Genomic DNA, 20,687 nt, shown 5'->3' on the forward strand with positions numbered 1-20,687 from the left:
CGACATGAACCCAAAAGAAAATTACCTGCACGAGTTCTTCAGGATCTTCTTCGCCAACAAGCAACTGGTGAAGCGCATCTTCCTGATCTTTGCAGTGATCGCGTTGTTGCTGCCGCTGTTGCTCAAACAGAGCTTCGATATCACCGCGCAGGTGATCGTGCAGTCGAAAAAACTGTCTCAGGGCGATGCGACCACCTCGCTCACCCAGGACAACGCCACCTTCATTCCGCCATCGCTGGCGGACATGGAGACCGAAAGCAATATCCTCCGTTCGCCGGCGCTGATTCGTCAGACCATCAGCGAACTGCGCGACCAGGGTCAATACAACCCGACGCCGGGGATGCTCAGCAAGCTGGCCGAACCGTTCAAGCGCTACGTCAGCACGCCGCTGCGCGAATATGTGATCAATCCACTGCGTGACGCATTGGGCATGGAAACCGATCCGGTGCGCGACACGGTACTGGATGGATTGACCCAGGACGCCATCGACAACCTGAAAATTGAAACCCTGCCGGGCTCCAATGTCATCTCGATCGTCTACAGCTTCGCTGATCCGGCCCAGGGCACGGTGTTCGTGTCCACGCTGCTGCGAAACTATCTGGTCGATCGTCAGGCGTTACAGTCGATCGAACTGCCGCACTCGTTCTACGAGACCAAGAAGCATCAGTATCAGGTCCGGCTCGATGGCCTGGAAGGCGCGCGGCTGAGCCTGCTGGAAAGCGTCGGCTCGTCCGATCCGAAAGAGGAAATCACCTTTCGCCTCAACGCGATCAACACCGAAGAGCAGGCACTCAACCTGTATCGCGATCGCCTGCTGCAAAGCCAGCGCTGGCTCGATTACCTGAAATCCAGCCTGGCCGCCGCCAACACCAACAAACTCAATGACTACACCTTTCCGTTCACCTTCACGACGACGGTGGACAACATCGCGTTCGAGGATCGCGAGATCCGGCAGATGGGCGAGGCGCTGACCACTCAGGTCAGCCGCTACATGAATGACCTTGCGGTCTTTCAGCCCGGTAGCGAACCGATGTTGCTGGCCCGCGAGCAAATTGCCCGCACCCGCCAGCAGTTCCTCAAAGTGGTCAACAACCGCATCCAGGAACGCACGATCGACCTGTCGGTGGTCAGCCAGGTCATCGAGCAGAAAACCGCGCGCATCGCCGAGTTCAAGAATCGGATCCATCAATTGCAGCAGACCCAAAGCAAGCTGCGCCAGATGGACACCGAGATCGGCGCGTTGCACGCAGCGTTTTCAACCTATGCGCAACGCTTTGCCGAAAGCAGCACGACACGCGCGCTGGATAACGACTTGTCCAATGCCCGGGTCTTGAGCCCGCCGTATGAACCGACCGAGGCGGCTTTTCCGAAACCGATGCTGATCATTCCGTTCGGTCTGCTCACCGGTCTGTTGCTGGCCATTGCCTTTGTCTATGTGCGTGAGTTCTTCGATCACCGCTTCAAGCATCCAGCGCAGATCAGCCATGAACTCGGCCTGCCGGTGCTGATGGTGCTCAACGAAGAAACCTCGCAGCCCGGCAATCCGCACAAGAACTGGACCATGCCGAGCCTGGTTCACTGGGTGCGCAATTGAACGCGGCGTCCACCCCGTGCGTCGCGCTGCCGATCATTCATTTGCTCAGCAGCGGCGGCTTCTACGGAGCCGAGCGGATGTTGCTGGATCATTGCCTGGCGACACCGGGGCAGCATCAGGTGCTGTTCCTCGACGCGCCACCGGAGCTGATCGAGCGCTTTCGCCAGGCCGGGTTGGACGCTCGCGGCTGTGCCGGGCTCGGCGGACTGCTGCGGCACTTGCGTCAGCGCCGAGGCGATCAACCGTTGCTCAACACGCACAACTTCAAAGGGCTGCTGTTCGGCTGGGTTGGCGCAACGCTGTTGCGCCTGCCACTGGTGATCACTCAGCACGGCTTCACGCCGCGCAGTCGCAAGCAGAAATTCTACACCTGGCTGAGCCTGCAACTGTGCCGCACGGCGTCGGTGAAGCAGGTGGTCTGCGTGGCACAAAGCATCGCCTCGCTGCACCTTGACGCCAGCGTGCAGGCGGAGAAGTTGCAGGTGATTCCCAACGGTTTGCCAGCGGCACCCGCGATGCCACCGGCGCTGGAACGACAACGCTGGCTGGCCGGTTACGTCGGTCGGTTGAGCAGCGAGAAAGGCCCGGATCTGTTTCTCGATGCGCTGATTGCCTTGTGTCACCAGCATCCGCAACTGGACGCCGTGATGCTCGGTGACGGCCCGGAACGTGAGGGTTTGCAGGCGCGCATCGACGCGGCCGGTTTACAACAGCGGATTCGCCTGCCGGGCTATCAGACGGCGATGCAAGGCTGGTGGCAGCAACTCGATGCGCTGGTGATCAGCTCGCGCACCGAGGGTACACCGATGATTCTGCTCGAAGCGATGCAGGCCGGTGTGCCGGTGGTGGCGTTCGCGGTCGGTGGCATTCCCGATGTGTTGCAGGACCGCCACAACGGCCTGCTCGCCGCACCGACCGATACCGTCGCCCTCGCCCGTCAACTCGACACGTTGCTGGCCGAACCGAAGCTCGCCGCGCAACTGCGCGACAACGCCAGACGCACACAACAGGAACGCTACGACCTCAAGGCTTTGGCTGAACGCTGGTCGCAGCTGTACATCCACACGGCACGGGAGGCACGCGCATGATTTTCCCGCTCTCGATCGTCAGCCTGCTGGCACTGGTCTGCATGGCTTTGCTGGTCAGTCCTTATCCGTATCTGGCGCCGGGGGCGGTGCTGGGGCTGCTGGGTTTCACGGTGCTGTACCGCAAACCGTCCTGGGGCCTGCTTGGCATTGCGGCGCTGGTGCCGTTTGAAGGGTTCTTCAAGGACAGCCTGGTTTCCGGGAGCAAATTGCTCGGTGCTTCGCTGGCACTGATTCTGATGTTGCAACTGGCATTGCATCAGATTCCATCGCAGCGCCTGCGCAGCAATCTGTGGCGCTACCTGATCGGTTTCATGGCGCTGTACTTTCTGAGCCTGCTCGCCTCCGACAATTTGGGCATGTCACAGAGTCATCTGCGTGAACTGAGCGTGGGTCTGATTCTGTTCGTGATCACCTTGTTGATCGGCCGCGAGCTGAACCTCGATCTGTTCGCCCGACTGGTCACGCTCAGCGTCAGCACGACCTGCGCGATGGCGATGTTTTCCAGCCGATTCCAGGACAAGGGCCGCGCCGCCGGCCTGCTCGAAGACCCGAATGCCTTTGCTCTGCTGATCGCCTTCGCCGTGCCGTTGGGCCTGCTGCTGGTGATTCGCAGCCCGAACCTGCTGCACCGTCTGTTCTGGGCGGGCTGCTGCCTTTTGCTGCTCGGCGGCATGACCAAAACCGAGTCACGCTCAGGCCTGGTGGTACTGGCCTTGAGTCTGGCGATCGGGGTCTGGCATTACCGCCAGCACCTCAATCGCATCCGTCCCCGGCATTTCGGATTCGCCATGCTCGGTGCCGCCATCGTGCTGCCATTGGCGATTTATGCGATGCCTGCCGGTTATCTGGCGCGCATCCAGTCGCTGAGCATCTTGAGCGCCGGGGCCAAGGCACAGGATGAATCCCTTGGCCGTCGCGCCTCCTACATTGTCGTCGGCAGCCAGATCATCCGCGAGCATCCGCTGCTCGGTTCCGGCCCCGGGACCTTCCCGTTGCACTACGCGACCACCGGGTATGCCAAGGCGTTCTCGGCCAACCGCAAGATCGGCGATCTGTATCGCCGGGCGCATAACACGTATCTGGAGATTTTCAGCGAACTGGGCATTCCTGCCGGCCTGTTGTTTGTCGGCATGCTCGTGCAGGGTTTCTACAACCTGATCCGCGCACGACGCGCGTGGCTGCAACGGCGCGAGTGGCAGCACGCGGACGTGGTGACTCATCTTGGAATGAGTTTTCTGTCACTGACGTTGTTTCTGATGTTTCTCAGCGCGCCGAACCTGAAGTACCTGTGGATCATGCTTGCGCTGACCTGGGTGCTGCGCCTGAAAGCCGAGCAGGCACCGCTGACGGAGGCCAGGGCATGAGCCGGATCAGCATCGTCATTCCGATGTACAACGAGGCACGGCATATCGGCCGCACCCTCCTGGCCGCTCGCAAAGCCGCGAACGTCGCCGACATCGACTGTGAACTGATTGTCGTCGACAACGGCTCCACGGATGACGGCCCACGGATCGCCCGCACATTCGGCGCACAGGTTCTGGTGCTGCCCGGGCTGCTGATCGGCGCCTTGCGCAATCGTGGCGCAACGGTTGCCAGCGGTGAATGGCTGGCGTTCATTGATGCCGATATCGAAATGCCCGAAGACTGGCTGAACCCGTTGTTTGCCCTGGCTGCGAGCGGTCAGGGCGACGTCTTCGGCCTGGACCTGCACACCCCTGCCGCCGCGCCATGGTATGCCGACGCGTGGCAGCGCCGCTCTTTGCGTCCGTCGAACCGCGCCACTCGCGCCGTGCAATGGCTGCCCAGTGCGAATCTGCTGATGCGCAAGCAGTGGTTCGACAGTGTCGGCGGTTTCAACGAAACCCTGCGCACCGGTGAGGACAAGGAGTACACCCTGCGTCTGACCGGACACGGCGCGCGCTTGCTGTCGGTCAACTCCAGCGTAGCCCTGCATTGGGGCTACGAAATGACCTGGCGCGAATGGATCGGCAAGGAACTGTGGCGCCAGGGCAGCCACCTGCAATTACTGCGCGCCCACGGCATGAGCCTGCGTCTGCTGCGTTTTCCGTTGCTGTCATTGCTGGTGTGGGTGCTCGATGCGCTGGCGGTGTTTGCAGTGCTTGCGGGCTATGCGCAGCAAGCGTTGCTGCTGCTGTTGCTGGGCCTGCTGCCGAGTCTGTTGCTCAGCGTACGGCAAAGTATTCGCCACCATAACGTCAACCTGACCTTGCAACTCTGGGGCCTGCACTGGGTGCGCCTGCACCTGGCCAGCGCGGCGTTGCTTCTCGGTCTGTGTCATTGGAACGCCAGGAGGCCCGCCCGTGGCTGAATTCATTTTTTGCCTGTGCCTTGTGCTGCCGGCGTACGCCTACATCGGCTATCCGCTGCTGCTGACCTTGCTGGCGCCGCTGTTCCCGGCCTGGCGGCACGCACCGGCACCGCCGCTGAACGTCAGCATCGTCATCGCCGCGCACAACGAGGCGCGCCACATCGAGCACAAGTTGCGCACGCTGCTGGCTCAGGATTATCAACCGGCGACGCTGCAGATCATTCTCGCCAGCGACGGCTCGAACGATGACACCGTGGCCTGCGCGCATAAAGTGCTTGATCCGCGCATCACCGTCCTCGACCTGCCGCGTCAGGGCAAGGCCGCCACACTGAATGCCGGCGTCGCCGTGAGCAGCGGCGACATTCTGGTGTTCACCGACGCCGACAACCAATGGTCGCGCGACACCCTCGGCCACTTGCTCGCGCCGTTGAGCGATCCGCAGGTCGGTGCCTGCGCCGGGCACATGGTGATCCCGGTCACCGGTGGCGGCCTGAGCATCGGCGACAGCCTCTATCGGCATTATGAAGGCTGGTTGCGCCGGGTCGAGAATCGCACCGGCTGTATGGTGTCCGCCGACGGCGCCCTGCTCGCCTTGCGCCGCGAGCTGTTCCAGAACGTGCCGGCCGAGGTCAACGACGACTTCTTCATCAGTACCTGCGCGCCGGTCGCACACAAACGCATCGTTTACGTCCCCCAGGCGCAGGTGATCGACCAAGGCGTCGACGAAGCGGACAAGCAATGGCGGCGCCGCCAGCGGGTCACCGTTGGCGGCCTGCAGAGCCTGGCGCAACGCAGCGAACTGCTCAATCCATTCAAGCACGGCCTGTATTCGATCGCCTTGATCAGCCACAAGCTGATCCGTCGACTGGCACCGGTGCTCTTGCTGCCGTTGCTGTTGAGCAATTTCTGGCTGTGGAACGAACACGGTTTCTATCGCCTGAGTCTGATCGCGCAACTGATCGGCTACGTGCTGGCCATCGCCGGCCTGCTGGATTCGCAACACCGTTTGCCCAAACCGTTCCGCCTCGCGGCGTTTCTGCTGGTGACGCTGGCAGGCATGAGCGTCGGCCTCTGGCAGTTCTTGCGCGGGCAACGTTACGCACAGTGGAATCCTGACCAGAATCGTTGAGAGGACTCAAGCCATGGCGATCAAACAACTGATAAAACGCACCAGCGGCTGGCTCTATCTCAACTCGCCAGTGGGGCGCAACCAGTTGCACGGGGCCGGGGTCATTCTGATGCTCCACCGGGTGCTGGCCAACGACCGCGCGGCCAGCCTGCCGCACCGCAATGAACTGTGCGTCGGCCCGCAAGCGTTCGAACACCTGCTGGTGTGGCTGCGCAAGCATTTCGATTGTGTGCCGCTGATGGAGTTGCTGCAGCCCAGCGCCCTGCGCACCGAGCGCCCTCGCGTGGCGCTGACGTTCGATGACGGCTGGCGTGACAACGCGGTCAACGCCTATCCGCTGTTGCAGAAACATCAGGTGCCGGCGAGCATTTTTCTCTCCACGGACTTCATTGGCAGCCGGCAACGCTTCTGGTGGGAAAGCGTGGGCGAAACGCTATGGGGCAGCCATGGCGAAAAGGCACGCATGCATCTGATCGAGTACCTGCGGATCACCGGTCACCCACTGCCGGTGCTGCTCGACGATATCGATGTCGACCGGCGCAGCCTGGCGCTGCTGCATTACCTGCAAGGCTTGAAGCGTCTCGAACCGCAGGCACTTGAACGGCTGACCGATGAATGTCCGCCGGAATCCTTGCCGCAAGCCCTGGACTGGCATCAGGTGCGCGCCATGGAAGCGTCCGGGCTGGTGCGTTTCGGCCCACATGGTGCCAGCCACGCGATCCTCACCGAACTCGATGCAGTGCGTCTGCGCGAAGAAATCAGCCGCAGCCGCGATGCCTTGCACAACGGCTGCAATCGGCCACTGCCGGTGTATTGCTACCCCAACGGAGACAACGATGAGCACGTGCGCGAGCAGGTTGCCAATCACGATTATCCGTTTGCCCTTGGCACGACCAGTGGCCTTTATCGCGGCGTCGGCGACCCCTTGAACCTGCCGCGCTTCGGCGTCAGCCAACGTACCGCACGCAATCCTGAACTGCTGTCATTGCGGATCTTTCGTGGAGCACGGCCATGAGTCGCGGCAGCTACCTCAAGCATCTGGCCCTGAGCATGGGCACCAAACTGGCGATGATCGCCTTGCGCCTGCTGCGCAACGTGTTGCTGGCGCGGATTCTCGGCCCGAGTGAACGGGGTTTGTTCGCCCTGCTCAGCACCCTGCCGGATCTGATCAGCGCGGCGACCAGCGGCGGCCTGAATTCGGCAGTCGGTTATCAAGCGGCCAATCAGCGGCCGATGGGCTTGTTGCTCGCTCAGGTATTGGTGTTCGGCTGTTTCCTGGCCGGGCTGCTGACCTTGCTGGTGGTCGCGCTGGCGCGAGAATTTGGCAGCGAACTCGATGTCACGATGCAGCTCGGTCTGCTCGCGTGGCTGTTGCTGCTGGCGGTGCCGCTGACTGTGCTCAAGAGCGGGCTGCTGACCTTGCACAACGCGTCGGGCGGCGTGGTCGCTTTCAATGTGCTGCGTCTGATCGAATCCCTGGCGCCGCTGCTGCTGTTTCTTGCGCTGTTCTGGATGTGGAAACAGGCAGCACTCGAAGCCGCGCTGATCAGTTGGCTGGCCGGCATCAGCCTGGTGGTGCTGGTGGGCTGGATGTGGCTCAAACGCGCACAGCCGCTGCAACTGCAATGGGACCGTGCGAGTCAGAACGAGCTGCTGCGCTTCAGTGCGCGCAGCCATCCGGACCTGCTGTTTCAACAGATCATTCTGCGCTCCGACTACTTGTTTATCGGCGCCCTGCTGGGCAGTACCGCGCTCGGCCACTACGCCATGGCCAGCGCCGCCGCCGAACTGTTGCTGATCGTTCCGGAAGCGGTCACCACGCCGCTGATGAAGCGACTGCTGCAACAGGACAAAGGCATGGACAAGGTCACGCCGCTGGCCCTGCGCCTGACCGCGACGGTGATGCTCGGCGCCTGCCTGGCCATGGCAGTGATCGGCGAATGGTTGATCGTCACGCTGTTCGGCGCGGCGTATCAACCGGCGTATCCGGCGCTGCTCGCGTTGCTGCCCGGTCTGCTGGGCCTGTGCTATGCGAGCATTCTGCGCCTGGATCTGATCGGCAAGGATCGCCCCGGCACGGTGTCGTTGCTGATGGGCATCGGCGCTGTGCTCAACCTGGCGCTGAATCTGCTGTTGATTCCGGCCTTCGGCATTGTCGGTGCAGCGGCGGCTTCATCAATCGCCTATCTGGCGGTGACGGTGGCGATGCTGGTGCTTTATTGCCGCTTGAGCAACGTGCCGTTCTGGCAAACCTTGATCATCCTGCCCAGCGACATCAGCCCGATGTGGTTGATGTTGCAACGTCGGAAGACAGCATGAAACGCCTGGCCCTGCTGTTCGGACTCGGCCTGACGCTGAACGGTTTCGCGGCGCCGATGCACTGGGGCGATATCCGTGACGGCAGTCTGTACCTGCAAGCGGATCGCCCGGACACCGTGACAGTGCAATGGGTGCCGGCATGGCAGGCCGAGGCCAATGAAGAGCATATTTATCTGCTCGATGGTCAGGGCAAGCTGCAGGGCGAACGGCTGATCAAAGCCAGCGAAACTCGCGGTTCGCAGCGCTGGACTTTGCGGCCCGGGGCTGCCAGCAGTCGACTGGAAATTCCCGGCTATAGCTTTCGCAGTTATCGGATTGAACATGACGAAAAAACCGTGGCGCTGTTCGCCCCGGCCAAAGTGCATTTCAGCGCCGAAGCGCGTAACGGCGACGAACTGTATTTCAAGGTAGCCGCCGGCGAGCGCGCGGTGCTGGCCGGCAAGTTTCATGGCGGCGTCAGCGGTTTGCAGGCACAGCGGGTCGGCGATCAGCAAACGCTGACGCTGGCACTGAAACCCTATCGTGCCTATTGGCAATTCGATCAGGTCGCCCTGCCGGTCAGCCAGCAGGAACAAGTCTGGCGCCTGCGTCTGCGCGGCACTGGCAAAGCGGCATTCTGGCTCGACGGCACGGCCAATCTGTTTGCGCAAAATCCGCAGCAGTTGCAGCCCGTGCGCGAAGATTCGGGGCAAACGCATTTGACCCTGCACGACAAAGTTCTCGGCCGCACGCCGGATCTGGGCATTGCTCTGCCGTATCTCGTGCCGCCACCCGCCAGTCATCCCTTGCTGGATGCGCTGAAGCCGGGGGCAGCCAGTTACTACAGTTTCGTTGACGTCACCTCGAAGAATCCGCATTTCGAAGACGCGTTCCGTGAGCTTTATCAAAATCGCTTCGGCATTCGCCAGGACATCACCCTGCTCGCCGGCACCGGGCGTCAGGCCGATCTGCGCGCCGATGTGCAGAGCAACAGCGGCCTCGACGCCTGGCTCGCCGGCACCCGCGCCCTGGGTGGCAAAGGCACGCATTACATCGGTTTCGCCGACGAGCCCAATCTCAACTATTCAAGCTACGAACAATACCGGGCGATCTTCAGCAGCATGGCGCGGCAGGTGCGCAGCGATCCAGCCAACGCCAAGGCAGGCGTGCGCATCGCAATGCCGGCCAGCTCACGGCTGGTCAACGGGCCGTTCACCGAAAACGCAGCAGACAAGCGCGGCATTGACTGGGCCCGGCGACTGCTCGGCGAGTCCGCCGATCAGGTCGACGCATTGGCCTGGCACGAATGGATGATCCGCGACCTGCTCGCAACCCGGGTCTACCGCGACAGCGTGCGCCGCGCCGCCGATCTGGTGGGTCTGGACGCCAAAGGTCAGCCCCGCAAAGCGTTGCTGCTGGATCAGACCAATCTGTCCAGTGGCTCAGCCCTGAGCCCCTACGATCAGGAAACCCATTACGCCGCGCTGTGGTGGGCCTCGGTGGTGATCAACGCCTCTCAGGATGGCCTGCTGAGCATGCTCAACTGGTTTCAGGCCGCCGACGAACCACCCTACGGCAAGGGCATGGTGCGCATCCATGACGACGGTCGCTTCGAGCTGAAACCCGTGGGCCTTGCCCAGCAATTCATCGCCGGGCATTGGCTGCCACAAGTGCTGCAACTGGATAACGACGCTTTTGAGGTGGATGTCCTGGCGATGGCCGGCGACGAGCAGCGCGCATTGCTCGGGGTGAACAAAGGCACGCGCCTGCAACGCGTTGAGCTGAGCGGTGCCAGGTGCCCGCCAAACACCGGCGCCCTGCGTTTTTTTGGTGCCGACAATCGCAGCCGCGACGCACCGTTTGCCTGCGAAAACGGGCGCGTGCGTTTCGATTTACCGGGGCAAACCCTGTTCGCCCTGAACTGGAGCGCGTCATGAACCGCCCTTCTGCCCTGCGCGCGTCAGGCTGCGCATGGCATCTTCATCAGGAGAAGAAACCATGGATATTCTACGAAGACTCAGCGGACATATCCGTCGTAAAGGCCTGCGAGCGACCTTGGCGAAGATCCGCAGAATGTACATTTTCAGCCATCAGGAACTGTTGTGGATGGAGCGCGATCTGGTCAGCCCCGTGCCGCCGCACAGCCTCAAACCCTACCCGCCGCTGCGCGTAATGGAGATCACCGCAGACAACGCCAGCGCCTTCACCCGCCACTTCGGCGACCGTGTCGGCGTCATGGCCGAGCTGGCCAGTGAAGGTCACACCGGGCACATGCATATCGACGAGCAAGGCGATGCCGTGGCGTTTATCTGGGGCACGCCGCGTGATTATGTCGATCGGCACTACTACGGTTGCCGGTTCCCGGTGAAACCCGGCGAGTTCTTCGAATTCGGTGGCGAAATGACCCGCGCCTACTGGGGCAGCGAATTGTCAGTCGACGTGCAAGTGCGCCTGTGGAAAACCATGGCCGCCCAAGGCTGCCGCAAAGTGGTCGATGTCTGTGACGCAAGCAACATCCCGGCGCTCAAGCTGCACCTGCGCATGGGCTACACCGAACAACAGCGGATCATGAATATCTACACGCTGTTCGGCCGCTGGCGCTTCTACCGCGAAACCCGCTACAGCGGCTCGCGCCTGGAAGCCCTGCGTAAAACTTCCCGTCCATCTGTCCCAGCAACGGCGGCCTGAACCCATGGTGATGCGATTCGAATGGCGCACGTCCCTGTGCGCTGCCGACTTCCCGGCAACAGCCTACGAGGCACTGCGCCTGCGGGTGGCCGACCACACGCCGTTCAACAGCCTTGGCTGGCTGTGCGCGGCAGAGCAGGCCCTGGGCGAGGATCAGCGTCTGCAGATTCTGCTCGGCTGGGAAACCGGGCAATTGCTGCTGTGCCTGCCACTGGTGGCCAGCCGCGAACGCTTCGCTGGCGTGCCATTTCGCGTTTTGCATCACTTGGGTTATCCGCTGGCCGATCGCCTGGCCCTGCTGTCGTTGCTCGGCAGCGAAGACATGCACAAGGCGCTGCTGCTGATCCGTGAACATCTGCCCCATGCGCTGCTGCAACTCAACGAACTGTCGGAACCTGCCGGTGAAGAAAGTGCGCTCACCGAATGGATGGCGCGCAGTTCCACGGCAGAACGACGCCTGAGTTGCCGGGTGCCGGTGCATCTGATCAGCGACGCCGATCATCAGGAAGTCTCTGGCGACCCGCGCTACAAGTTGCGTCGGGCGCGCAAACGGATTGCCGCATGCGGTGCGCAGATACGCCGGATCACCCCGGATGCGCTGAGCATGGGCGCCTTGCTGCAGACCCTCGGCGAAGTCGAAGCGGTGAGCTGGAAAGGCGATGAAGGCGTGGGGATTTTCGCCACGCCGCGCACCCGCCAATGGATCGAACACGCCTTCACCGCGCTTGCCGGCCAAGGCCTGGTACGCGTGGTGACGCTCGAACTGGGCGGCCGCTGCATCAGCTATCGCCTCGGTCTGCTCGAACAGGGCCGGCTCTACGATTACAACCTGGCGTTTGTGCCGCAGTACGCCGACCTCGGTAGCGGCCGGGTGTTGCTGGAGGAGTGGATTCGCTGGGGGCTGGATGAGCGCTGGCGCTGGATCGATGCGTCGCGGGTCAGCCTGGAAAACTCCAGCCATCAACTGCACGAACGCATGACCGGGCAACTGGAGCATTGGCGCTGGAGTTTCTACTCGTGGCGCCCGAGCGGCTTGCTGCTGGGCCTGGGGCTACGCCTTTGGCACCACGTCAAACCGTTCCTGCAAACATGGCGCGCCCAGCGTGCCGGCAACTCGCCAGCGGCGATCACATCCGACATTCAACCGGCAACACCACCCACCACACCTGGGCTAGCGCCTCGGAGGGCATCATGAGCGTCATCGAAAATCTGCTTCTGCGCATCAAACAAAAAGGCCTGCGCCGCACCCTGGGCGCGCTGTGGAAACGTTACGTCTTCGCTCACCGTGAATTGCTGTGGATGGACCGCGACCTGGTCACGCCGATTGCCCCAAACAAACTGCGCCCCTGTGAAGGTTTGCGCAGAGTCGACATCACCGCGGAAAACGCCAAGGCTTTCAGCAAGTACTTCGGTGACCGCGTGCAGACCATGGCCGAGCTGGCCACTGAAGGGCATACGGGGCACATGTACCTGGATCAGGACGATGACACCGTCGGGTTCGTCTGGGCCAGCACTCGCGACTATTACGACCGCCACTTCTACCGCTGCACGTTCCCGGTCAAGCCCGGTGAATACTTCCAGTTCGGTGCCGAAATTACCCGGCACTATTTCGGCAGTAGCCTGACCGTCGATGCTCAGACCGCACTGTGGCAAGTCATGGCTGCCCGAGGCTACAAAAAAGTGGTGGATATCTGCGACGGCGCCAATATTCAGGCCCTGAAGATGCATATACGCCTGGGCTATCAGGAACAAGGGCGGATCACGCATGTGTACGACCTGTTCGGGCACTGGCGGTTCTTCCGCGAAACCCGCTATGACGGCTCACGCCTGGAACTGCTGCGCAAACCGGAACGGCCGGCGGTGAGTGCGACGGCGTAGGCGTGGTTCAATCGTAAAACGGATGGCGATCATTCGGCCGCCATCGCGAGCAGGCTCACTCCTACAGTGGATTTGTATACGACACTATTCAACTGTAGGAGTGAGCCTGCTCGCGATGAGGCAGGAAAGTCGTTCGCTGTCAGCCTGGAGATGCCGTCATTACTCGTTGATGTCGCGGCAATTGGTGAATATCTGAAACATCTGATTCTTTCAGCCAGACTTGAAACCTTATCGACGCCATCGCGAGCAGGCTCGCTCCTACAGTGGATTTGTGTACGACACCGATCAACTGTAGGAGTGAGCCTGCTCGCGATGGGGCCAGATGGAGCAACAAATTCTCAGGCCTTGCGAGCGACCAGGGTGAAGCACAACGGCATCTGCGCCTCGCGATTCAGATACTGGTCATACACCTCTTCCCGGTTTGAATGCGCATATTCCCTGAAGTGCGCGATGTTCAACCCGGCCGCGATGGCGCCGCTGAAAATGGCGCCGAGGGTGTGCACGAACCAGTAGGACTTCGCCGCCTGCTGCTCGACCTTGCCGACGTAGACAATCGGTTCTTCCTGCACGAATGGCTCGGCGCGGAAGTAGGAACTGGCGAGGCGGTACGGGTCTTCGGCGTCGGGGTCGACCATTTCCAGAAACGGATGGGTTTCGTAGATCACCAGTATGCCGCCCGGCTTCAGGGTCAACGCCACGTGGCGAAAGAACTCGCCGATATCGGGCATCCAGTTCAGCACGCCGATGGTGATCAGCGCCACGTCGAAGCGGCTGTGCAGCGCAGCCGGCAGGTGATGGATATCGCTTTCGATGAATTCGGCGTTGTACGGCGAGCGCTGGTTCAACTCACGGGCCTGTTCGAGAAACGCCTCCGATTGATCGACGCCGACCACACTGCGCGCACCGAGGGCAAACAGCGACAGGCTTTCGCGACCGTTGTTGCAACCGAGTTGAATCAGCGCTTTACCGTCCACGCCGACCTGTTCCAGCAGACCGCGCAGGGTGTCGTCGAGGCACGTGAAATCAGCCTGTGACACCTCGTTCAACAGCGCTTGCCATTCCGCCGATTCACGGTGATGACGAGCAGAATCGTTCCACGCCTGTCGATTGCTGTCGATGGCGGCTTTATTGTTGGGCACTTCCATGGCGCACTCCGGTACTGCTCGTGATTGAGCGACCCCGAGTCTAGAACAGCCCGATCAGTACGGTTGTTGCGACTTTGTAAGCCACACCGCCGTTCCACTGTGGGAGCGAGCTTGCTCGCGAAGGCGTCGGCCCAGCCAACATCTTCATTGCCTGAACCACCGCTTTCGCGAGCAGGCTCGCTCCTACAGTTCGGAGCGCTTACATCTGGTTGAGGCGTTCACGCAGGAATTCGACCAGTGCCTGCACCGGGCGCGAAGCCTGGCGATGTTGCGGATACACCGCCGACAGGGTCAGCGGTTCGGGGCGGTAGTCGTCGAGCACTGGCACCAGTCGCCCGTCCTTCAGCGCCGCGCCAACGATGAACGTCGGCAGATAGGTAATCCCCATCCCCTGCACCGCCGCATCGCGCAGCAGCTCGCCGTTGTTCACCCGCATGCGCCCGGTGACATTGACCAGCAGCGGCTTGCCCTGCCCCGCGTTGAAGCGCCACTGCACCGAACGACCGTGGCCGTACGGCAAACAGTCGTGACTGTGCAGGTCTTCGGGGGTGAGCGGTGTGCCACGTTCGGCCAGATACGCCGGGCTGGCGCAGTACACCCGTTCGATGGCGGCGATGCGCCGCGCAATCAACGTCGAGTCTTCCAGCACACCAATGCGCAGCGCCAGGTCATAACCCTCACCGAGCAGGTCCACCGGGCGGTCGCTCAAATCCACCTCCACGGTGACATCGCGGTAGCGCTGCAGAAACAGCGGCAGCAGACACCCCAGATGCGCGACGGCAAACGACAGCGGTGCACTGACGCGAATGGTCCCGCGCGGCTCGGCAGTCTGCCCGGCGATGCCCTGCTCGACCTGCTCGACTTCGCCGAGCAGACGCAGCGCCGACTCGTAGTAGCTCTGGCCCAGTGGCGTGACGTCGAGGCGTCGGGTCGAGCGGTTCAACAGCCGCACGCCGAGGCGCTCTTCGAGTTGCATCAAACGACGGCTGACGAACTGCTTGGACAGGCCCAACTGATCGGCCGCAGCAGTGAAACTGCCGGAGTCCATGACCTGGCAAAAAATACGCATGTCTTCGAACGGGTTCATTGTCACTCTCTGGTAGACAGTCAAACGCTTTATAGCCGCTTTTTCACTTTTCGACAGCTCATTAATCTGTGCTCACGGTGTTGAAACCAACCCCAAACCTGTAGGAGCTGCCGCAGCTCCTACAGGGCACTCAAACAATCGAAAATGGAATTGAGCATGAACATCAAAAAAACCCTGACCGCATCCCTCCTCGCCCTCTCCATCGGCAACGCGTTCGCCGCCGGCAGCCCGGGTGTCGAACACCAGACCCAGGCCTTCCTCGAAGCCCTCGCAGCGGGCGGTGGCAAACCGCTGGAGCAACTCAGCCCGAAGGATGCCCGTGCGGTGCTGACCGGTGCGCAAGCATCGGTGAAAGTCGACCTCTCCGGGGTTGAAGTCAGCGACAAGGCAATCAAGGTCGATGGCCAGACGATCAACCTCAAAGTGGTGCGTCCGGCCAAGGTCAAAGGCCAATTGCCGGTGTTCATGTTCTTCCACGGTGGCGGTTGGGTACTGGGTGATTACCCGACGCATCAACGCCTGATTCGCGATCTGGTGGTCGGTTCTGGTGCAGTGGCGGTGTACGTCGATTACACGCCGTCGCCCGAAGCGCAGTACCCGACGGCGATCAACCAGGCCTATGCGGCGACCCAATGGGTCGCGGAAAACGGCAAGCAGATCGGGGTCGACGGCAAGCGTCTGGCGGTGGCTGGCAACAGCGTCGGCGGCAACATGGCGGCAGTCGTGGCGCTGATGGCCAAGGAACAGCAGACCCCGGCCCTGCGCTTCCAGCTGCTGATGTGGCCGGTGACCAACGCGCAGTTCGACGACGGCTCGTATCAGCAGTTTGCCGAGGGACACTTCCTCACCAAGGGCATGATGCAATGGTTCTGGGACAACTACACCACCAACCCGGCCGAGCGCGCACAGATCCACGCTTCGCCGCTGAACGCCAGCAGCGAACAGCTCAAGGGCCTGCCCGCCGCGCTGATACAGACCGCCGAATTCGACGTGTTGCGTGATGAAGGTGAAGGCTACGCGCGGCATCTGGATGCGGCCGGTGTGTCGGTGACCTCGGTGCGCTACAACGGGATGATTCATGACTTTGGTTTGCTCAATCCGCTGAGTCAGATTCCCGAAGTGAAAGCGGCCGTGCGGCAGGCGGCGGCTGAGTTGAAGACGCATCTGAATCAATAAAAGCAAAAGATCGCAGCCTGCGGCAGCTCCTACAGGGAAATGCATTCCAAAGTAGGAGCTGCCGCAGGCTGCGATCTTTTTTCTCAGCCGCATCGCGGAGTCTCGATCATGACCTTTTTCTATGCCCACCTGCTGTCCTGGAGCGCCGCCCTGCTGCTGCTCGATGCGCTGCTCTGGCACCTCGCCCCGTTCAAGCATCGCGCACCGAGAGTCGGCATTCGCCTGGCGCTGTTTCTGGCGTTCAGCGCATTGATCATCAACGCCGAGATCAGCCCGTTGCAGGCACCACTGTTCGCCGATGACCGGGTGATGCAACTGGGCGCGACGGCGCTGGGGATTGTCTGGTGGCTGTACGCCGCGCGGGTGCTGACCGAAGTGGTCGGCCTGATCCTGATGCGACGCATCGGGCACAGCGGTCGGCTGTTGCAGGACGTGATCGGCGCGCTGGTGTTTCTGGCGGCGATCGTCGCGGCCGCCGGCTATGTGCTGGAGCTGCCGGTCAAGGGCTTGCTGGCGACCTCCGGGGTAGTGGCGATCGTCGTTGGTCTGGCGTTGCAAAGCACCTTGAGCGACGTGTTTTCGGGGATCGTGCTCAACACCACCAAACCGTATCAGGTCGACGATTTCGTGGTGATCGACGGTGTCGAGGGCAAAGTCATCGACATCGACTGGCGCGCCACGCATCTGTTGACCAGCAGCGGCACGCTGGCCGTGGTGCCGAACTCGGTGGCGGCCAAGGCGAAGATCGTCAATCTGAGTCGTCCGACCAACCTGCACGGCGTCTCGATCAGCATCAAGGTGCCAAATCACATTCGCCCGCGGCGGGTGCTCGACGCCCTCGACCGCACCCTCCAGGGCAGCAGCAGTCTGCTGCTCAATCCGCCGCCCAAAGCCGTGTTGAAAGAGGCCGGCGAGGAGATGTCGGAGTATCTTGCCAGCGGTTTCATCAGTGAACTGAGCAAGAAAGGCGAAGTGCGCAATCAACTGTTCGACCTCGCCCACCGTCATCTCGAAGCTGCAGGAATTTCCCGCCATCCCGATGGCGTGATCGAGCCCTCGACCCGCGCCCGCGCGTTGCTCGATGAAGTGAAAATCTTTCGCTCGCTGAGCCATGAGGAACGTGATCGCCTCGCCGAATCGATGGTCGCGCAGCAGTACGCGGCCGGTCAGGTGGTGCTGGATCTGGATGAAGTGCCCGACAGTCTGTTTGTCATTGCCACGGGTGTGGTCAGTGCGACCGTGCCCGACGGCAACGGCCAGATCGAGGCCGGACGCATGGGGCCGAGCGAGGTCATGGGCGAACAGAGCATCCTCGCCGATACCCCGTCGCAAGCGACGTTCACCGCGCTGACGTCGAGCATCATCTATCGCCTCGACAAAGCCCTGACCCGCGAGTGCATGGCGCAGCGCAGCGAAGTCGGCCAGGCGCTGAACAAATTGCAGGCGGTGCGACAACAGAACAGCCGGCTGGCGTTGATGGCCAAACCGGTGGCGGTGCGCAAGGGTGGTTTTCTCGGCTGGTTGCAGAAACGCTAGCCCCATCCACCAGTTGAAAGCCAAACCTAGTGGCGAGGGAGCTTGCTCCCGCTTGAGTGCGCAGCGCTCACAGGATTTCGGGGACTGCTGCGCAGCCCAGCGGGAGCAAGCTCCCTCGCCACAGAGGATGGTGGATTGCGCCACTTTTTACTGCACATGAAAATGCCCGCAATCAAGCGGGCACTTTCAGTTCAAGCAATTACTTGGCAGTGAACTTGGTGTAGCTGTTGATCAGGTTGCGGTAGTTCGGCAGGCGTTCCGACAGCAGATGCGCCAGGCCTTCCATGTCGTTGCGCCAGTCGCCTTGCAGCTCGCACGCCACCGAGAACCAGTTCAGCAGTTGCGCACCGGCAGCCGACATCCGCGCCCACGCCGCTTGTTGCACGGTGGTGTTGAAGGTGCCGGAAGAATCGGTCACCACGAACACTTCGAAACCTTCAGCAATGGCCGACAGGGTCGGGAATGCTACGCAGACGTCGGTCACCACACCGGCGATGATCAGTTGTTTGCGGCCGGTGGCCTTGATCGCCTTGACGAAGTCTTCGTTGTCCCAGGCGTTGATCTGGCCTGGACGTTGAATGAATGGCGCGTCCGGGAATTGCTCGCGCAGCTCAGGCACGATCGGGCCGTTCGGGCCGGCATCGAAACTGGTGGTGAGGATGGTCGGCAGCTTGAAGAACTTGGCGATGTCGCCCAGCGCCAGCACGTTGTTCTTGAACTCGTTGGGGGTGAAATCCTGTACCAGCGAGATCAGACCGGTCTGGTGGTCGACCAGCAGCACGACCGCATCATCTTTGTTCAGACGCTTGTAGGGAACGCTCATGGGAAACTCCTCGGTGGATGGTTGTTGCGTGGGGCGCCGACCGGATGGCCGGCGCTTTTTTGTAGCGATCAGAAAGCGAAACAGGAACAGCCGAACGCGCCCCAGAAACCGGCAAAGTCGCTGACCGGCGCGTTCGACAGTCGGGCTTTTTCATGGCTGTGCGAGTGCACTGCGCAGGCACCGACGCACTGGTGCACTTGCGCCTGCAGAGGCGAGTTCGGGCGCCAGTGGCCCGGCACCTTGACCACCGGCGACCAGTCCGGCAGCACGGGGATCGAGCGTGGGCCGAGGTCTTCGAAATCGCCGGCGGCGTAAACGATCTTGCCGCCGACCACGGTCAGCACCGACTCGATCCATTTGATCGCTTCTTCCTCGACGTGGAAGAAGTCCGCGCTCAGCGCCGCCAGATCCGCCAGTTGCCCGACCTTGATCTGGCCCTTCTTGCCCTGTTCCGACGAGAACCAGGCGCTGCCGTGGGTGAACAGTTCCAGCGCGGTGGTGCGTGGCAGACCTTCTTCGTACAAGGCCAGACCGCCGACGGTGCGGCCGCTGACCATCCAGTACAGCGATGTCCACGGGTTATAGCTGGAAACCCGCGTGGCATCGGTACCGGCGCCGACCGGTACGCCTTCGGCGAGCATGCGTTTGATCGGCGGCGTGGCTTCGGCGGCTTTCGCGCCGTAACGGTCAACGAAGTATTCGCCCTGGAACGCCATGCGATCCTGAATCGCGATGCCGCCGCCCAGCGCCCTCACCCGCTCGATGTTCTGCGGGGTGATGGTTTCGGCGTGGTCGAAGAACCACGGCAGACCGTTGAACGGAATGTCACGATTGACCTTCTCGAACACGTCGAGCATGCGGCTGATCGATTCGTTGTACGTGGCGTGCAAGCGGAACGGCCAGCGCTGCTCGACCAGATGGCGCACCACCGGCTCCAGTTCCTGCTCCATGGTCTGCGGCAGATCCGGACGCGGTTCGAGGAAGTCTTCGAAGTCGGCCGCAGAGAACACCAGCATCTCGCCGGCGCCGTTGTGCCGCAGGTAATCGTCGCCCTGGTGCAACTTGACGCTGCCGGTCCAGTTCTGGAAGTCGGTCAGCTCTTCTTTCGGCTTCTGGGTGAACAGGTTGTAGGCGATGCGCACGGTCAACTGGTCGTCCTTGGCCAGTTGCTCGATCACCTGATAATCGTCGGGATAGTTCTGGAAACCACCGCCGGCATCGATCGCGCTGGTCAGGCCGAGGCGATTGAGTTCGCGCATGAACTGCCGGGTCGAGTTGACCTGATATTCCAGCGGCAGCTTCGGCCCCTTGGCCAGCGTCGAGTACAGAATCATCGCGTTGGGTTTTGCCACCAGCATCCCGGTCGGATTGCCGTTGGCATCGCGCACGATCTCGCCGCCGGGCGGGTTCGGTGTGTCGCGGGTGTACCCGGCGACGCGCAGGGCGGCACGGTTGAGCAACGCGCGGTCGTACAGGTGCAGGACGAACACCGGGGTGTCCGGCGCCGCCTGGTTGAGTTCTTCGAGGGTCGGCATGCGTTTTTCGGCGAACTGGAATTCGTTCCAGCCACCGACCACGCGCACCCATTGCGGGGTCGGCGTGCGGTCGGCCTGCTCCTTGAGCATGCGCAGCGCATCGGCCAGCGACGGTACGCCTTCCCAACGCAGTTCGAGGTTGTAGTTGAGGCCGCCACGGATCAGGTGCAGGTGCGAGTCGTTGAGGCCGGGGATCACGCAGCGCCCGTGCATGTCGATCACTTGCGTGGCCGAACCACGCAGGGCCATGGCCTGGGCGTCGTTACCGACGACGACAAAGCGTCCGTCCTTGATCGCCACCGCACTGGCCAGCGGCTTGCTGCGGTCTACGGTATGAAATTGGCCATTGAACAGAATCAGATCGGCGTTCATCGCAGTTCC

The 20,687-nt window shown here is 61.9% G+C and carries 17 protein-coding genes; 13 read left to right on the top strand and 4 right to left on the bottom strand.

Annotated elements, in window-relative coordinates; all coding sequences use genetic code 11:
* Window positions 1-4 precede the first annotated feature (4 nt).
* The 11 genes from BW33_RS24730 (at window position 5) to BW33_RS24780 (ending at window position 13,004) form a co-directional block, all read left to right on the top strand.
* A complete protein-coding gene (locus BW33_RS24730; protein ID WP_047601871.1) occupies window positions 5-1,594 on the top strand; it encodes a GumC family protein in 1,590 nt (529 codons plus the stop codon).
* Window positions 1,591-2,682 carry a glycosyltransferase family 4 protein gene (locus tag BW33_RS24735; RefSeq protein ID WP_047601872.1) on the top strand — a complete coding sequence of 364 codons (1,092 nt, stop codon included), beginning with the start codon at window positions 1,591-1,593 and terminating at the stop codon, window positions 2,680-2,682. The genes BW33_RS24730 and BW33_RS24735 overlap by 4 nt, the downstream gene beginning before the upstream one ends.
* Window positions 2,679-4,046: an O-antigen ligase family protein gene (locus BW33_RS24740; protein WP_047601873.1), complete on the top strand. Its 1,368-nt coding sequence runs from the start codon at window positions 2,679-2,681 to the stop codon at window positions 4,044-4,046. The genes BW33_RS24735 and BW33_RS24740 overlap by 4 nt, the downstream gene beginning before the upstream one ends.
* Complete coding sequence (locus BW33_RS24745; protein WP_047601874.1) at window positions 4,043-5,011, top strand: glycosyltransferase family 2 protein; 969 nt, start codon at window positions 4,043-4,045, stop codon at window positions 5,009-5,011. The genes BW33_RS24740 and BW33_RS24745 overlap by 4 nt, the downstream gene beginning before the upstream one ends.
* Window positions 5,004-6,140 carry a glycosyltransferase gene (locus BW33_RS24750; RefSeq protein WP_047601875.1) on the top strand — a complete coding sequence of 379 codons (1,137 nt, stop codon included), beginning with the start codon at window positions 5,004-5,006 and terminating at the stop codon, window positions 6,138-6,140. The genes BW33_RS24745 and BW33_RS24750 overlap by 8 nt, the downstream gene beginning before the upstream one ends.
* A 13-nt stretch (window positions 6,141-6,153) precedes the next feature.
* Complete coding sequence (locus BW33_RS24755; RefSeq protein WP_047601876.1) at window positions 6,154-7,155, top strand: polysaccharide deacetylase family protein; 1,002 nt, start codon at window positions 6,154-6,156, stop codon at window positions 7,153-7,155.
* Window positions 7,152-8,459: a lipopolysaccharide biosynthesis protein gene (locus BW33_RS24760; protein WP_047601877.1), complete on the top strand. Its 1,308-nt coding sequence runs from the start codon at window positions 7,152-7,154 to the stop codon at window positions 8,457-8,459. The genes BW33_RS24755 and BW33_RS24760 overlap by 4 nt, the downstream gene beginning before the upstream one ends.
* Window positions 8,456-10,375 carry a hypothetical protein gene (locus BW33_RS24765; RefSeq protein WP_047601878.1) on the top strand — a complete coding sequence of 640 codons (1,920 nt, stop codon included), beginning with the start codon at window positions 8,456-8,458 and terminating at the stop codon, window positions 10,373-10,375. Before BW33_RS24760 ends, BW33_RS24765 begins: the two co-directional genes overlap by 4 nt.
* A 61-nt stretch (window positions 10,376-10,436) precedes the next feature.
* Window positions 10,437-11,126 (top strand): GNAT family N-acetyltransferase, encoded by a 690-nt coding sequence (locus BW33_RS24770; RefSeq protein ID WP_047601879.1) that lies wholly within the window; start codon window positions 10,437-10,439, stop codon window positions 11,124-11,126.
* Between the two features lie 4 nt (window positions 11,127-11,130).
* Entirely contained in the window at window positions 11,131-12,321 is a 1,191-nt protein-coding gene (locus tag BW33_RS24775; protein ID WP_047601880.1) for a GNAT family N-acetyltransferase, read from the top strand.
* Window positions 12,318-13,004 (top strand): hypothetical protein, encoded by a 687-nt coding sequence (locus BW33_RS24780; RefSeq protein WP_047601881.1) that lies wholly within the window; start codon window positions 12,318-12,320, stop codon window positions 13,002-13,004. The genes BW33_RS24775 and BW33_RS24780 overlap by 4 nt, the downstream gene beginning before the upstream one ends.
* A gap of 338 nt (window positions 13,005-13,342) precedes the next feature.
* Here BW33_RS24780 and BW33_RS24785 read toward each other — a convergent pair whose 3' ends face one another.
* Together BW33_RS24785 and BW33_RS24790 are read right to left on the bottom strand one after the other, a co-directional pair.
* Complete coding sequence (locus tag BW33_RS24785; RefSeq protein WP_047601882.1) at window positions 13,343-14,149, bottom strand: class I SAM-dependent methyltransferase; 807 nt, start codon at window positions 14,147-14,149, stop codon at window positions 13,343-13,345.
* 199 nt (window positions 14,150-14,348) lie between these two features.
* Window positions 14,349-15,236 carry a LysR family transcriptional regulator gene (locus BW33_RS24790; protein ID WP_047601883.1) on the bottom strand — a complete coding sequence of 296 codons (888 nt, stop codon included), beginning with the start codon at window positions 15,234-15,236 and terminating at the stop codon, window positions 14,349-14,351.
* A 156-nt stretch (window positions 15,237-15,392) separates the two neighbouring features.
* Here BW33_RS24790 and BW33_RS24795 point away from each other — a divergent pair, with 156 nt between their 5' ends.
* Both BW33_RS24795 and BW33_RS24800 read left to right on the top strand, forming a co-directional pair.
* Window positions 15,393-16,412 (top strand): alpha/beta hydrolase, encoded by a 1,020-nt coding sequence (locus tag BW33_RS24795; RefSeq protein ID WP_047601885.1) that lies wholly within the window; start codon window positions 15,393-15,395, stop codon window positions 16,410-16,412.
* Between the two features lie 108 nt (window positions 16,413-16,520).
* On the top strand, window positions 16,521-17,948 hold the full coding sequence (locus BW33_RS24800; RefSeq protein ID WP_047601886.1) for a mechanosensitive ion channel domain-containing protein: 1,428 nt from the start codon (window positions 16,521-16,523) through the stop codon (window positions 17,946-17,948).
* Between the two features lie 199 nt (window positions 17,949-18,147).
* Here the strand turns inward: BW33_RS24800 and ycaC are convergent, their stop codons facing one another.
* Window positions 18,148-18,771, bottom strand: coding sequence for an isochorismate family cysteine hydrolase YcaC (ycaC, locus tag BW33_RS24805; protein WP_047601887.1), 624 nt, complete (start codon window positions 18,769-18,771; stop codon window positions 18,148-18,150).
* 68 nt (window positions 18,772-18,839) lie between these two features.
* Window positions 18,840-20,678, bottom strand: a complete 1,839-nt coding sequence (locus BW33_RS24810; RefSeq protein ID WP_047601889.1) for an amidohydrolase — start codon at window positions 20,676-20,678, stop codon at window positions 18,840-18,842.
* Between the last annotated feature and the right edge of the window lie 9 nt (window positions 20,679-20,687).

Source organism: Pseudomonas sp. RIT288, from assembly GCF_000631985.1.
In the GTDB taxonomy this organism is placed as follows: Bacteria; Pseudomonadota; Gammaproteobacteria; order Pseudomonadales; family Pseudomonadaceae; genus Aquipseudomonas.

Excerpts from the sequence above, each read along its gene's own strand:
- BW33_RS24730 (WP_047601871.1), top strand. The coding sequence starts at position 5 with ATGAACCCAAAAGAAAATTACCTGCACGAGTTCTTCAGGATCTTCTTC.
- BW33_RS24740 (WP_047601873.1), top strand. The coding sequence starts at position 2,679 with ATGATTTTCCCGCTCTCGATCGTCAGCCTGCTGGCACTGGTCTGCATG.
- BW33_RS24745 (WP_047601874.1), top strand. The coding sequence starts at position 4,043 with ATGAGCCGGATCAGCATCGTCATTCCGATGTACAACGAGGCACGGCAT.
- BW33_RS24755 (WP_047601876.1), top strand. The coding sequence starts at position 6,154 with ATGGCGATCAAACAACTGATAAAACGCACCAGCGGCTGGCTCTATCTC.
- BW33_RS24760 (WP_047601877.1), top strand. The coding sequence starts at position 7,152 with ATGAGTCGCGGCAGCTACCTCAAGCATCTGGCCCTGAGCATGGGCACC.
- BW33_RS24765 (WP_047601878.1), top strand. The coding sequence starts at position 8,456 with ATGAAACGCCTGGCCCTGCTGTTCGGACTCGGCCTGACGCTGAACGGT.
- BW33_RS24770 (WP_047601879.1), top strand. The coding sequence starts at position 10,437 with ATGGATATTCTACGAAGACTCAGCGGACATATCCGTCGTAAAGGCCTG.
- BW33_RS24775 (WP_047601880.1), top strand. The coding sequence starts at position 11,131 with ATGGTGATGCGATTCGAATGGCGCACGTCCCTGTGCGCTGCCGACTTC.
- BW33_RS24780 (WP_047601881.1), top strand. The coding sequence starts at position 12,318 with ATGAGCGTCATCGAAAATCTGCTTCTGCGCATCAAACAAAAAGGCCTG.
- BW33_RS24785 (WP_047601882.1), bottom strand. The coding sequence starts at position 14,149 with ATGGAAGTGCCCAACAATAAAGCCGCCATCGACAGCAATCGACAGGCG.
- BW33_RS24790 (WP_047601883.1), bottom strand. The coding sequence starts at position 15,236 with ATGAACCCGTTCGAAGACATGCGTATTTTTTGCCAGGTCATGGACTCC.
- BW33_RS24795 (WP_047601885.1), top strand. The coding sequence starts at position 15,393 with ATGAACATCAAAAAAACCCTGACCGCATCCCTCCTCGCCCTCTCCATC.
- BW33_RS24800 (WP_047601886.1), top strand. The coding sequence starts at position 16,521 with ATGACCTTTTTCTATGCCCACCTGCTGTCCTGGAGCGCCGCCCTGCTG.
- ycaC (WP_047601887.1), bottom strand. The coding sequence starts at position 18,771 with ATGAGCGTTCCCTACAAGCGTCTGAACAAAGATGATGCGGTCGTGCTG.
- BW33_RS24810 (WP_047601889.1), bottom strand. The coding sequence starts at position 20,678 with ATGAACGCCGATCTGATTCTGTTCAATGGCCAATTTCATACCGTAGAC.